The 12,964-nt window shown below is 71.7% G+C and carries 9 protein-coding genes; 6 read left to right on the forward strand and 3 right to left on the reverse strand.

Annotation, left to right across the window (positions count from 1 at the left end; genetic code table 11):
* Positions 1 to 4 precede the first annotated feature (4 nt).
* Entirely contained in the window at positions 5 to 1,999 is a 1,995-nt protein-coding gene (locus QSK31_RS08555) for a glycosyltransferase family 4 protein (RefSeq protein ID WP_285682583.1), read from the forward strand.
* On the opposite strand, the gene QSK31_RS08560 is transcribed toward QSK31_RS08555, so the two are convergent.
* A complete protein-coding gene (locus tag QSK31_RS08560) occupies positions 1,980 to 4,004 on the reverse strand; it encodes a PIG-L family deacetylase (RefSeq protein ID WP_285682585.1) in 2,025 nt (674 codons plus the stop codon). The two genes, QSK31_RS08555 and QSK31_RS08560, sit on opposite strands and share 20 nt — an antisense overlap.
* Before the next feature lie 634 nt (positions 4,005 to 4,638).
* Here QSK31_RS08560 and QSK31_RS08565 point away from each other — a divergent pair.
* Entirely contained in the window at positions 4,639 to 5,856 is a 1,218-nt protein-coding gene (locus QSK31_RS08565) for a glycoside hydrolase family 1 protein (protein WP_285682587.1), read from the forward strand.
* A 163-nt stretch (positions 5,857 to 6,019) separates the two neighbouring features.
* On the forward strand, positions 6,020 to 8,422 hold the full coding sequence (locus QSK31_RS08570) for an ATP-binding cassette domain-containing protein (protein ID WP_285682588.1): 2,403 nt from the start codon (positions 6,020 to 6,022) through the stop codon (positions 8,420 to 8,422).
* On the opposite strand, the gene QSK31_RS08575 is transcribed toward QSK31_RS08570, so the two are convergent.
* Together QSK31_RS08575 and QSK31_RS08580 are read right to left on the reverse strand one after the other, a co-directional pair.
* Positions 8,394 to 9,560 carry a hypothetical protein gene (locus QSK31_RS08575; protein ID WP_285682589.1) on the reverse strand — a complete coding sequence of 389 codons (1,167 nt, stop codon included), beginning with the start codon at positions 9,558 to 9,560 and terminating at the stop codon, positions 8,394 to 8,396. The genes QSK31_RS08570 and QSK31_RS08575 overlap by 29 nt on opposite strands.
* Positions 9,557 to 10,075, reverse strand: coding sequence for a SigE family RNA polymerase sigma factor (locus QSK31_RS08580; RefSeq protein WP_285682590.1), 519 nt, complete (start codon positions 10,073 to 10,075; stop codon positions 9,557 to 9,559). Before QSK31_RS08580 ends, QSK31_RS08575 begins: the two co-directional genes overlap by 4 nt.
* A 65-nt stretch (positions 10,076 to 10,140) precedes the next feature.
* Here QSK31_RS08580 and QSK31_RS08585 point away from each other — a divergent pair, with 65 nt between their 5' ends.
* Genes QSK31_RS08585 through QSK31_RS08595 form a run of 3 tightly spaced genes read left to right on the forward strand, consistent with a single transcriptional unit; the run spans position 10,141 to position 12,949 of the window.
* Positions 10,141 to 10,971, forward strand: a complete 831-nt coding sequence (locus QSK31_RS08585; RefSeq protein WP_285682592.1) for a type II CAAX endopeptidase family protein — start codon at positions 10,141 to 10,143, stop codon at positions 10,969 to 10,971.
* Entirely contained in the window at positions 10,968 to 11,924 is a 957-nt protein-coding gene (locus tag QSK31_RS08590) for an alpha/beta fold hydrolase (protein ID WP_285682593.1), read from the forward strand. The genes QSK31_RS08585 and QSK31_RS08590 overlap by 4 nt, the downstream gene beginning before the upstream one ends.
* Complete coding sequence (locus tag QSK31_RS08595) at positions 11,921 to 12,949, forward strand: DUF5005 domain-containing protein (RefSeq protein WP_285682595.1); 1,029 nt, start codon at positions 11,921 to 11,923, stop codon at positions 12,947 to 12,949. Before QSK31_RS08590 ends, QSK31_RS08595 begins: the two co-directional genes overlap by 4 nt.
* The last annotated feature ends 15 nt before the right edge of the window (positions 12,950 to 12,964 follow it).

Here is a 12,964-nt window from a genome sequence, read left to right on the forward strand (position 1 = left end):
CGCCGTGCGCGTCTCCATCCTGGTGCACAACGTCTACGGCGTCGGCGGCACCAACCGCACCGTGATCAACCTGGCGGACGGCCTGGTCCAGCGCGGCCACAAGGTCGAGATCGTGTCGATCCTGCGCCGGCTCGACGAGCCGATGCTCGCCGTGCCGGCCGGGGTCGCCCTGGTGCCGCTGGTCGACCTGCGCCCGCACAAGGCGGACCGGGACGACAGCCGCGGCCGGGAGATGTCGGCCGTCGTCCCGATCGAGGAGGAGTTCGCCCGGTTCTACAGCCGCCTCACCGACGAGCGGATCGCCGCCCACCTGGCCCGGTCCCGCTCCGACGTGGTGATCGGCACCCGGACCGCGCTCAATCTGTACGTCGCCCGGTCGGGCCGCCCCGGCACCGTGCGGATCGCCCAGGAGCACATGACCCAGTCGCTGATCCCGGAGTCGGTCCGTGCCGAGATGCGGCGGCACTACGGCGTCCTGGACGCCGTGGTCACCGTCACCGAGGCGGACGCCACCGCGGTCCGGGACACCCTCGGCCCCGGCGGCCCGCCGGTGAGCGCCGTCCCGAACAGCGTGCCGGCCCCGGCGGTCGCCCCCGCGGACGGCGCCAGCAAGATCATCGTCGCGGCCGGTCGGCTGGACTCCATCAAGCGGTACGACCTGCTGGTGCGCGCGTTCGCCCGGGTCGTCGAGGAACGCCCGGACTGGCGGCTGCGCATCTACGGCTCCGGCAACCAGTTCGGCCGGATCCGCGCGCTCGCCGCCGACCTCGACCTGCACAACCACGTGCAGATGATGGGCAGCTACGCGCCCCTCGAGGCCGAGTGGGTCAAGGGCAGCATCGCGGCGGTGACCTCCGACCACGAGTCGTTCGGCATGACCATCGTGGAGGCCATGCGCTGCGGCGTCCCGGTGGTCAGCACGGACTGCCCGGTCGGCCCGCGCGAGATCATCCGGCACGGCGTGGACGGGCTCCTGGTTCCGACCGGCGACGTCGACGCGATCGCCGACGGCCTGCTCCAGCTGATCAACGACGACTCGCTGCGCGTCCGGCTCGGCCGGGCGGCCCTCGAGAACTCCCGGCGCTACGACCCGCTCGTCGTCTCCGGGATGCACGAAAGCCTCTTCGGCGGCGGCACCACCCCGTTGAGCCGGATGCGGGACAAGGCCGGCCGGCTGCTCGCGGGCCTCCGGCGTTCGTCCGAAGCGGCGCCGGTCGCGGACTGCACGATGACCGGCAACCGGATCGTCGTGTCCGCGCCGGACGCCTCCCACCTGCTCTTCCGGGCTCGCGCGGACAAGCGCACCGTCCTGCTGCCCCTGTCGGACGGGACCGCGGAGTTCGACGCCGACGGGACGCTGCTCGACGAGGGACGCTGGGACCTGTTCCTGTCCGACCGGGCCGGCCTCCGCACCCGCCGGTTGCGCGCCGGGCTGCTCGACGTCCGGGGCCTGCTGTCCTCGGGTTCCTCGCCGGGGCCCTTCGCGCGTAACGTCCCTTATCGGACGGCCGACGGTCATCTGGCGGTAGGCGTCTGGCGGCGCGAGCGGCACGCCGAGTTTGAGGACATCGGGTACGGCGAGGACGTCATCACCGTGCGCGGACGGCTGATCGGGTCGTCGTTCGGCGGCGCGGCGCCGGAACTGGTGCTCACCCGGCGCGGCGACCATCCGGCCACGCTCGCGGTGGCGGGAACCTCCGATGACGACGGTGACTTCGCCGCGGACGTGCCTCTGGCCGAGCTGGCCGCGCTGCGCCTGCTGCGGCACGAGGACTGGGACGTCGAGGTGCGCCCGGCCGGCGGTGGCTGGTCGGCGCCGGTGGCCCGGCTGATGGACGACATCATCGAGCGCAAGAAGGTGTTCGTCTACCCGCCGATGCGCGTCGACGACGAGCCACCCCTGGAGCTCTACGAGGAGTCGCCCCGGCCGGAGGTGCGCGTCAAGCCGTACTGCACGGTCAACAGCGGCCTGTCGTTCATCATGTCCGACCGGGCGTAGGACCCTGGCTCCAGGGCCCGAAGCCGTCGTCGGTCGCGCGCTTCACGTGCAGCCGGCCGTCCTGCCCGAGCACCGCGAGGACGAGCCGGCCGTCCCGGTCGGCGGCCAGCGCCGGAGCGCCCACGATCGGGCCGGGCAGGCGCTGCCACCTCGGCCGGTTCTTGTCGTCCTTGTCGCCGGGCAGCGCCAGCGACGTGGTGTACCGGGCGTTGCGTGCCACCAGCACCAGGTCCTGGGCGCCGGCGTCCGCCCGCCCGACCGTCGCGATCGGACCGGTGCCGCCGTGCCCGCCCAGGTCGGCGGGCGCGCCCGGCCAGCCCTTGTCGCCCTCGTGCTCGCGCAACGCCTCGACCTTCGACGAGCGCGGCCGCCGGAAGTAGGCGCAGACGCGTCCGCCGGCGGTCTCCACCGCGGTGAGGGCGCCGCTGGCCGCCGGGGTCTCCCGTGACGGATGCGCGGCGACGAGCGGCCCGCCGGGCTGTTCCTGCCGCCAGCGGTAGATCTGCCTCTTGCCCGGCACGAGCACCTCGACCAGGCCCGCCCGGGTGGTCATCGCCGCCGGGACGTCCTGCACCAGGGTGTCGCTGAGCGCCGCCCAGGGCGTCCAGCCGCCGTCCCCGGTCTCGTGCCGCACCGAGAGCGAGCCCCGCCCGTTGCGGACCACCACCCACAGCCGGCCCGTGCCGTCCACAGTGGCCGCCGGAACACCGACCTCACGCTGGAGGACCTCGTCGTCGGTCGGGCCGTCGAGGGACGTCCAGGCGCCGAAGGCGCCACCCTCGCGGACCGCGTGCACGACGTCGACCCGGACCCTGCCGCGGTCCAGCTCGGTGCGGCGCAGACAGACCAGATGGGTACGCCCGTCGGCGCCCGCCGCGAGCACCGGCGACGGGGCGATCCAGCCGCCGCCGAGCCGCTCGGGGGAACCCCACGTCCCGTCGCCCGCCTCACTCCACACGGTCGCGCGGCCGGCCAGGGCGGCGACCGCGACCAGCGTGCCGCCGGCGTCCCGGGCGAGCCAGGCGGTCGTGGGCCGGTATCGCTCGGCGGTGCTGTAGATGTGCGTGCTGCGGAACGGGTCCGGCCCGAGCTGGCGGTCGCCGCAGTCGGGTTCGTCGCAGGTCCCGTCGGCGCCCGCGTACGTCTCCACGTACGTGCCCTTCTCGGACACCACGTCCTTGCTCAGGTTGTACTGCCAGAACCGGTTCGCGTACGCCCGGTAGTGCTCGACGACCGGTGTGCCCGGGGACTGCTCCACCGCGGCCATCGTGAACCGGGCCGTGGCGGTGTGGTCGGCGTGGTCCGAGACGACGTGACCGGGCTTGCCCCAGTCGTGCTCCGGGTCCGGGTCCAGGGTGCGGACGACCGCCGGCGCGTGGCGGCGGATCAGCTCGGCCAGGCAGCCGATCAGCGCGGCCCGGGTGACCCGCTGCACCGGCCGGGGGAGCAGCAGCGAGGGCCGGGTGGGCGCGCTCTCGATCTCGCCGCTCCACAGCGGAGCCATGGTGCCCCGGCTCTCGATCTGCGCCACGTTCAGTAGATAGAGCTGGACCCGGGGCGCCGCGGCCAGCACGTAGTGCTCCACGGTCAGCCCGTCCGGCATCGCGACCACGGCCCGGTCCCACCTGCTGTCGGTGGGCAGACCGGCCATTCGCGCGTACGCCCGGCGCAGCCCGTGGTGGCGCGCGGTGGAGTAGCCGGTGAAGTCGACCGGCGTCTGCTCGCGGTCCGGGTCGTCGGTGTCGACGTTGCGGCCGTCACCCTCGGCCGCGGTGACCACCACGCTGACCACCTCGGCGTGGCCGCGCCTGATCGCCTGCGACACGTTGGGGTTCAGGAAGTAGAGGTCGTCGTCCGGGTGCGCCACGATGCTCAGCGTCGGCCCGGTCTCCCAGGCGTCGCCGCCCTTGTCGCCGCCGACGCGCCCCGAGGCCGGCGTCGACAGCAGCGCCGTCCCGCTCCCGGCCGCCGACAACGCCAGCATCAGCCGGCGGCTGAGACGCACTCCCCGATTCGCCACCATGCCCCCGTCTGTCGGCGACACACGGTAGCGGACCAGGTCCAACAGCCTGGCCCCGGGGGACGAGGCCGCCGGGGCGGCCGGCCATGGGCTGCACCCACACCGCGACAGATCGTCGCACCGGCGGATCGGAGAAAGGCGGCGTTTATCCGGCGCGGGGGCCGGAGGAGGCCGAACCCGGCCAGGAGCAGCGAGAGCACCACGAACCCGGCCAGCTCGATCCACTGGAACGCCCAGTACCGGCTGCCCGGCTGGTAGGTGTGCTGCCCGTGCAGCCGGCGATCCGGGAGTCGTAGAAGGCGCGGATCCCGGTGCCCAGGTGAACGAGGTAGACCGCGAGCAGCGCCAGGGCGCCCGGACAGCGCCGGGCCGCCGGACAGCGCCGGGCCGCCGGGCGTTTCCACACAGAGCTGACCCTCCGCCCGCCCGCATCGCTCGCTCCACCCGCGCCGCCGCGCCCGAAGGTTTGTGACGCGGCCGGGATCGGGCTGTCGCGCGAACCCGCGGAGGCGGTCGAGGAGGCCATCCGGGAGGCCTTCGGGCACGGGCCCTCGACCGCCGACACCGACAACGACCGGCTCGTCGGGTGGATCACCGGCGCCGGGGAGACGATGTATCCATGAATTTCCTCTGGGGCGTCGCCACGTCCGGACATCAGACCGAGGGCGGCAACAGCGACAGCGACACGTGGTTCGCCGAGCACGTCACGCCGACCGTCTTCCGCGAGCCGTCCGGCCCGGCCTGCGACGGATTCCACCGGTGGCGGGACGACCTCGACCTCGTCGCCGGGATGGGCCTGACCGCGTACCGCTTCTCGGTCGAATGGGCACGCGTCGAGCCGGTCGAGGGTTCGTTCTCCGCCGCGGCCTTGGACCACTACGCCGCCATCGTGAACCGGTGCGTCGAGCTCGGCCTGGCGCCGGTGGTGACCTTCAACCACATGACCTGCCCGCACTGGTTCGCGGCGCGCGGGGCCTGGCTGGATCCCGCGTCCGCGTCGCTGTTCGCGCGTTACTGCGGCGTGGTCATGGACCGGTTCGGCGCCTCGATCTCGCACGCCGTGACCCTGAACGAGCCCAACCTGCCACGCCTGCTCTCCTGGAGCCCCCTGCCGCCCGAGATCCGCGAGCTGGAACGGGCCACGTTGGACGCCGCCGGCAAGGCCGCCGGGGTGCACCGCTACCGCCTGACCAACGTCGTCCTCCCCGAGGAGTTCGACGCGATGGAGGAGGGCCAGGCCGTCGCCCACGTGGCGGCCCGGGAGGCGATCAGGTCCCGCCGCCCCGACCTGCCCGTCGGCCTGAGCATCGCCGTCGTCGACGACCAGGCCGTGGGCTCGGCCGACATCCGCGATCACAAGCGATCCGAGGTGTACGGACGATGGCTGCGTTCCGCCGCGGAGGACGACTTCATCGGCGTGCAGAACTATGAACGCGCCCGCTACGACGGCGACGGGCCGCTGCCGCCGCCGTCGGGAGCCGTGCTCAATCAGCTGGGCTCGGACATCTACCCGCCGTCGCTCGGCAACGCGATCCGGTACGTGCACGCCGAGGCCGGGGTGCCGGTCTTCGTCACCGAGCACGGCATCGCCACCGAGGACGACACCCAGCGCGCGGCGTTCCTGGAGCCCGCCCTGGCCGGCCTGCGCGAGGCGATCGACGACGGGGTGCCGGTGCTGGGGTACCTGCACTGGACCCTGCTCGACAACTTCGAGTGGATCTTCGGGTACGGGCCCAAGCTCGGCCTGGTCGAGGTGGATCGGCAGAGCCTCGCGCGTACGCCGAAGGCGAGCTCCGCCGAGTACGCCCGCATCGTCCGGGCCGCCTCGGGTCCGTGATCGACGCCGGTCTGCGCACCGCCGCACGCTCCGGCAGATCCTCAGCGCCCGGCTCGCCATAGGTAAGCAGAGCAAAGGGCCCGCCGAGGAGCCGCCGCTTCGCGGCGGTGATCGATCAGGAATCGAGAAACAACTGACGCCCGGCGCCTCTAGCATTGCCGCCATGAGCAGGGTGCATGCGGCGGACAGCCATGATCTGATCCGGGTTCACGGGGCGCGGGTCAACAACCTCAAGGACGTCAGCGTCGAGATCCCGAAGCGGCGGCTGACCGTCTTCACCGGCGTGTCCGGCTCGGGCAAGAGTTCGCTGGTGTTCGGCACGATCGCGGCCGACTCGCAGCGGCAGATCAACGAGACCTACAGCGCGTTCGTGCAGGGCTTCATGCCGACGCTGGCCCGCCCGGACGTGGACGTGCTGGACGGGCTGACCACCGCGATCCTGGTCGACCAGCAGCGGATGGGCTCCGACCCGCGGTCGACGGTCGGCACCGCCACCGACGCCAGCGCGATGCTGCGCATCCTGTTCAGCCGGCTCGGCAAGCCGCACATCGGCTCGGCGCAGGCGTTCTCGTTCAACGTCGCGTCGGCGTCCGGCAGTGGCGCGGTCACCTTCAACAAGGGCGGCCAGCAGACCAAGGAGCGGCGCAGCTTCAGCATCACCGGCGGCATGTGCCCGCGCTGCGAGGGCCGGGGTTCGGTCACCGACTTCGACCTCACCCAGCTGTACGACGACAGCAAGTCGCTGAACGAGGGCGCGCTGATCATCCCCGGCTACAGCATGGAGGGCTGGTTCGGGCGCATCTTCCGGGGCAGCGGCTTCTTCGACCCGGACAAGCCGATCAAGCGCTACACCAAGCGTGAGCTGAACGATCTGCTGTACAAGGAGCCGACCAAGATCAAGGTCGACGGCATCAACCTGACGTACAGCGGGATCATCCCGTCGATCCAGAAGTCGATGCTCGCCAAGGACGTCGATGCGATGCAGCCGCACATCCGCGCCTTCGTCGAGCGGGTGATCACGTTCGAGACCTGCCCGGACTGCCACGGCACCCGGCTCAGTGAGCTGGCCCGGTCGTCGAAGATCAACGGCAGGAGCATCGCGGACTGCTCCGCCATGCAGATCAGCGACCTGGCCGACTGGGTGCGCGGGCTGAAGGACGAGTCGGTCGCGCCGCTGCTCGCCAAGCTGCGGCACACGCTCGACTCGTTCACCGAGATCGGCCTCGGCTATCTCAGCCTGGAGCGTCCCGCGGGCACGCTGTCCGGCGGCGAGGCGCAGCGGGTCAAGATGATCCGGCACCTCGGCTCGTCGCTCACCGACGTCACGTACGTCTTCGACGAGCCCACCATCGGCCTGCACCCGCACGACATCCAGCGGATGAACGAGCTGCTCCTGCAGCTGCGCGACAAGGGCAACACGGTCCTGGTCGTGGAGCACAAGCCGGAGACGATCGCGATCGCCGACCGGGTGGTCGACATCGGCCCGGGCGCGGGCACGGCCGGGGGCACGATCTGCTTCGAGGGCACGGTGGCCGGGCTGCGCAAGAGCGACACGGTCACCGGCCGCCACCTCGACGACAGAGCCAGGATCAAGACCGAGGTGCGTACGCCGGACGGCGCGCTGGAGATCCGCGGGGCGAGCACCCACAACCTGCGCGACGTCGACGTGGACGTGCCGATGGGCGTCCTCGTCGTGGTCACCGGCGTGGCGGGATCCGGCAAGTCCTCGCTGATCCACGGCTCTCTGGCACAGAGCCTGCCCAAGACGGGGGAAGGGGTGATCTCGGTGGACCAGGCGCCGATCCGCGGCTCGCGGCGCAGCAACCCCGCCACGTACACCAGCATGCTGGAGCCGATCCGCAAGGCCTTCGCCAAGGCCAACGGCGTCAAGCCGGCCCTGTTCAGCGCCAACTCGGAGGGCGCCTGCCCGGCCTGCAACGGCGCCGGCGTCATCTACACCGACCTGGCGATGATGGCCGGCGTGGCCACCACCTGCGAGGAGTGCGAGGGCAGGCGGTTCCAGGCCGAGGTTCTCGAGTACCGGTTCGGCGGGAAGAACATCGGCGAGGTGCTCGCCCTGTCGATCGCCGACGCGAAGGAGTTCTTCGCCGGCGGGGACGCGGCCACGCCCGCCGCGCACCGGATCCTCACCCACCTGGTGGACGTCGGCCTCGGTTACCTCAGCCTCGGCCAGCCGCTGACCACCCTGTCCGGCGGCGAGCGCCAGCGCCTCAAGCTCGCCACCCACATGAGCGAGAAGGGCGGCGTGTACGTCCTCGACGAGCCGACCACCGGCCTGCACCTGGCCGACGTGGAGAACCTGCTGGCCCTGCTCGACCGCCTGGTCGACTCCGGCAAGTCGGTCATCGTCATCGAGCACCACCAGGCCGTGATGGCCCACGCCGACTGGATCATCGACCTGGGCCCCGGCGCCGGCCACGACGGCGGCTGCATCGTCTTCGAGGGCACCCCCGCCGACCTGGTGGCCGACCGGTCGACGCTGACCGGCCGGCACCTGGCGGAGTACGTGGGCGCGCCTACTTCCGGTCGGCGCAGTTCCAGGTGATCGCACCCTTGCTCCCGGTGCTCCCGTCCGGGTTGGCGGTGAGGCGGGATCCGACGACCAGGCCCGTGTCGGACACGTCGGCGGCGAAGGCGGGTTCCTTGGAGCCGGCGATCTGCTTCAGCTTGACGGTGGCGTCGGCACGCCGGACCGTGTCGTCGGCGAGGATCCAGCCCTTCGCGTTGATCGCGTTCGCCGGCGTGTGCAGCTTCAGGTCGGTGATCTCGCCGGTCCGCAGGTTCCAGCGGGCCACGGTGCCGGACGGCCACAGGTTGCCGGTCGCCCAGTCGCCGCGCGCGGCGTAGAGCGCCAAGCTCTGCCCCTTGGGGCCGGTGAGCTTCGTGCCGGCCCCGGCCTCGGTCCAGATGTAGGTGGTGAGGGTCTGCACGTCCTTGGACACCACCTCGCCGATGATCCGGCCGTCGTCGGTGAGGTGGCGGACCTCCGCGTTCTTCGGCAGCGGCAGCTTGACCCCGGTCGTCGATCCCGCCTTCCAGAGCACGACCCCGACGTTCGACGAGGCGACGATGTCACCGGCCGCGTTGATCTCCGGGACCAGGCCGAACGACGTGGTGCCCGGCGGCGGGCTGAGTTTCTGGGGCACCCCGCCTTCGTAGCGCAGCATGGTGTCCCACTCCTTGCCGTCCCCGGCGACCGCGACCATCGTGCCGTCCGCGTTCACCGCGGAGGGCCGGACGGCCCGGTTCGACGCCGGCAGCACCTGAACCCGCCCGTCGGTCCACATCACCGGCTGGGCGGCCGGCACCCCGTCGATCTTGCCGGTGGTCTTGTTCGTCGGCTCCGGCTCGCTGATGTTCTGCCCGACGATGAACCGCCCGGTCGGATCCACGGCGTCGGCCCGGACGTTCGTCATCCCGGGCGGTCCGGCCAGCGGCGTCACCGCGCACTCCGTGGTCACGGGGGACGCCGGCATGACGTCGTCCGTACCCCCCGACCCGAAAACCAGCGTCGGCACCGCGACCAGCACGCCCACCGCGAGCATCGCCCCGCCTCCGGCCAGCGCCGCCCGGCGCCGCGCCACCCCCCGGCGGCCCGCGGTGACCGCGACCTCCGCGTCCAGCCTCGACGGCGGCACGTCCACCGCGCCGAGCCGATCCCGCAACTCCTGCTCGAGCATCATCCCCGGCCTCCCATCCTGACGTGCTCCTCCGCGCTCAGCACCGTGCGCAGGGCGGCGAGCCCTCGCGAGCACTGGCTCTTCACGTTGCCTTCCGAACATCCGAGCGCTTCCGCCGTGGCCTCGACCGACAGATCGTCGAAGTAGCGCAGCACGATCACGGCCCGCTGCCCCTTCGGCAGCGTCCGCAGCGCGGCCAGCAGCTCGTCGCGTTCGCCGTAGCGGTGATCCGCCGGCGCCGCGGTGGCCGCGCCGGCCGGGACGTCGCCCAGCCACACCCGGGACCAGCGCAGCCGCCGGTCGTCGAGATAGCGCCGCACCAGGACCCGGTGCGCGTACCCGTCGATGTTGTCGGCCCGCACGGCCTTCTTCCAGTTCACGTAGAGCGCGGTCAGCGTGGCCTGCACGATGTCGTCGGCCCGGTGCCCGTCCCCGCACAGCAGGTAGGCCGTCCGATGCAGCCGCGTCAACCTGCCTCGCACGAACTCCACATATTTCTGTTCCAGCTCAGGCCGCATCCCGCTCCTCCCGACCACCGTCCGTCATCCTGTATGTCGGTCGCAAGGTCGGGAAGGGTTGCACCATGCGCTACAGAGACGTCAGCGTGTTTCTCGGGATCGCGTTCGCGCTGCCCTGGCTGTTGTGGGTGGTCGAGCAGGTCACCGGTGTCCGGATCCTGTTCTTCGCGGCGATGCTCTCGGTGGCGGTCGCGACGTGGGTCGCCGTGCGGTGGGTGTGGCGGCCCTCCGACGTCCGCACGGCCACGGCGCTGGTTCCGGTGCGCCCGGCCGGCCGGCTGGTCCGGTGGTGCCTGCTCGCCGCCGGGCTCTTCGTCGCGATGGGCGCCCTGGCCCTGGTGGCCAACGCGCTGACCGGCGTCCCGCCCGCCGACCTCTCTCTGCTGTCGGCCGGTTCGGCCCTGTCGGCGCTGGGCCCCGCGCTGGCGCGGTTCGTCCTGATCCTCCCGCTGGCGTTCTGTGAGGAGTGGGGCTGGCGCGGTTACCTGCTCACCCGGCTGCGCGACCGGATGGGCACCTGGCCGGCGCTGATCGTCGTCGGTGTGATCTGCGGGATCTGGCACCTGCCGTTCTACCTCGGGCCGTGGTTCTCGACGAGCGCCGACGCCCGGCAGTCGTTCCTCCCGTTCGTGATCTACGTGGTGCTCTTCGGCGTGGTGCTCGGCCTGCTGCGGCTGGGCCACGGGTCGATCTGGCCGGCCGTGGTCGCCCACGCGGTGAACAACACGATCGTCTTCGGCTACCTGGACGTGCTCGTCATGGACCCCGGCCGGCGGATCAATCCGTGGCTGGCGGCGCTGAGCGGGTGGCAGGGCTGGCTGATCCTCCTCATCGCGATCGCGGTCCTGTGGCGAACCTCCCATTCATCGATGATTGGCGATAGAAAGGTGTGGTGACCTACATCCAGAGCAGGCACCTCGACGTCAACGGCATCCGGATCCACCTCACCGAGGCGGGGAGCGGGCCGCTCGTGCTGTTGTTGCACGGGTTCCCGGAGACCGCGTACTCGTACCGGCACCAGCTCACCGCGCTCGCCGCGGCCGGGTTCCACGCGGTGGCGCCCGACCAGCGCGGATACCCGCACACCGAGGAGCCGCCCTCGGTGGACGACTACACGATCCACCACCTGGTCGGCGACGCGGTCGGTCTGATCAACGCGCTCGGCGGCCCGGCCGCGGTGGTGGCCGGCCACGACTGGGGCTCGCCGGTCGCCTGGGGTGTCGCGCAGACCCGGCCCGATCTGGTCCGCGGCGTCGCCTCGCTCAGCGTCCCGTTCGGGCCCCGGAGCCCGATCAACCCCCTGGATGCCGTACGCGGGGCCTACGGCGACAACTTCTACCAGCTGTACTTCCAGGAACCGGGCGTCGCCGAGCGGGAGCTCGAAGGCGACACGGCGGCCATGTTCCGGAAGATGTTCTACTGGTACTCCGGCGACGCCCCCGAGATCCAGAACCTGATCTGCGACGAGAACGGGATGACCGGTTCGCTGGCCGAGCCGGAAACGCTGCCCGCCTGGCTGTCCGAGGACGACATCGCCGCGTACACCGACGCCTTCGCCGAGCACGGCTTCACCGGCTCGCTGAACTGGTACCGCAACATCTCCCGCAACTGGGAGCTGACCTCGCCCTGGGCCGGTCACCTCATCACCACGCCGGCGATGTTCCTCGGCGGCGACCGCGACCCGGTGGTCAACTGGTACGACCCGGCGAACCTGCGCCCCGCGATGGCCCCCGCGATCACCAACCTCACCTCGTTCACGCTGATCGAGGGCGCCGGGCACTGGATCCAGCAGGAACGCCCGGAGGAGACCAGCGCGGCCCTGATCGACTTCGCCAGGTCGGTGTCATGATCCTCAACGGACTGCTGTCGCTCGTGCTGCTCCTCGCCCCGCCGGCCACGGCGAACGGCTTCACCGGCCTCTTCGAGGCGAAGAACGACTGGACGTGGAGCGGCGGCGACCAGGTCACCAGCCTCCGGGCGAGCAACGGGCTGACCTACTGGTCGTTCGGCGACACCGTGATCGGCGAGGAGGACCCGTCGACCGGCGGCTACCGGCCCGGCTGGCGGATGATCGCCAACACGATCCTGGTCGACCGCAACGGCAGCTTCGGGGCGACCACGTGGGAGGCGGCCGTGCCGGACGCGTCCGACGGTGACCGCTACTGGACGCAGGGCATGTTCCAGGTGGGAAGCTCGCTCTACGTGCTCTGCCAGCGCGTACGCAACACCAGCGACTTCTTCCAGTTGCGCGGCGTCGAGCTGGCCGAGTTCGCGTTCAACGCCGACGGGTCGCTGGCCTTCCAGGGCATGCGCGACACCCCGTCGACGGGCCTGATCGACGGCAATTCGGCGGCCACCGCCCAGTACGGCGCGGACGGCGTGGTCACCGCCGGCTACGTCTACGTCTTCGGTTACGCCAACGCCCCCGGCGACCAGTACGCCCCGCACCGCAGCTACGTCGCCCGCGTCCCGACGGGTTCGGTGGAGACGCCGAGCGCCTGGCGCTTCCGCGACGCGGCCGGCGCCTGGGTGACCGACCGCGCCCAGGCCGCGCCGATCCTGTCGGCCCAGATCTCCAGCGTCCGCCTGATCGACGGCAGGTGGGTGCTGGCCTACAAGCCGTGGAACGGCTGGGGCGACACGGTCCACATCGAGTCCCGCCCGACCCCGTGGGGCGCGCCGACCGGCACGACGACGATCAGCTCCCCGGCCGGCGCCAACTACCAGACGTACTCCCCGCAGCTGCACCCCGAGTACCCGCTGAGCTCGGGCAAGCTGCTGGTCAGCATCGCCTGGAACGGCAAGACCCTGAACGACATCGCCGCCGACGCCGACCTCTACAAACCCCGCTTCTCCGAGGTGGTGACCCCATGAGAGTCCTGATCGGAC

The organism is Actinoplanes sp. NBRC 103695, from assembly GCF_030269485.1.
Lineage (GTDB): Bacteria > Actinomycetota > Actinomycetes > Mycobacteriales > Micromonosporaceae > Actinoplanes.

Coding starts and splice junctions, on each gene's coding strand:
- QSK31_RS08585 (WP_285682592.1), top strand. CDS start 10,141: ATGCGCTACAGAGACGTCAGCGTGTTTCTCGGGATCGCGTTCGCGCTG.
- QSK31_RS08570 (WP_285682588.1), top strand. CDS start 6,020: ATGAGCAGGGTGCATGCGGCGGACAGCCATGATCTGATCCGGGTTCAC.
- QSK31_RS08595 (WP_285682595.1), top strand. CDS start 11,921: ATGATCCTCAACGGACTGCTGTCGCTCGTGCTGCTCCTCGCCCCGCCG.
- QSK31_RS08565 (WP_285682587.1), top strand. CDS start 4,639: ATGAATTTCCTCTGGGGCGTCGCCACGTCCGGACATCAGACCGAGGGC.
- QSK31_RS08580 (WP_285682590.1), bottom strand. CDS start 10,075: ATGCGGCCTGAGCTGGAACAGAAATATGTGGAGTTCGTGCGAGGCAGG.
- QSK31_RS08575 (WP_285682589.1), bottom strand. CDS start 9,560: ATGATGCTCGAGCAGGAGTTGCGGGATCGGCTCGGCGCGGTGGACGTG.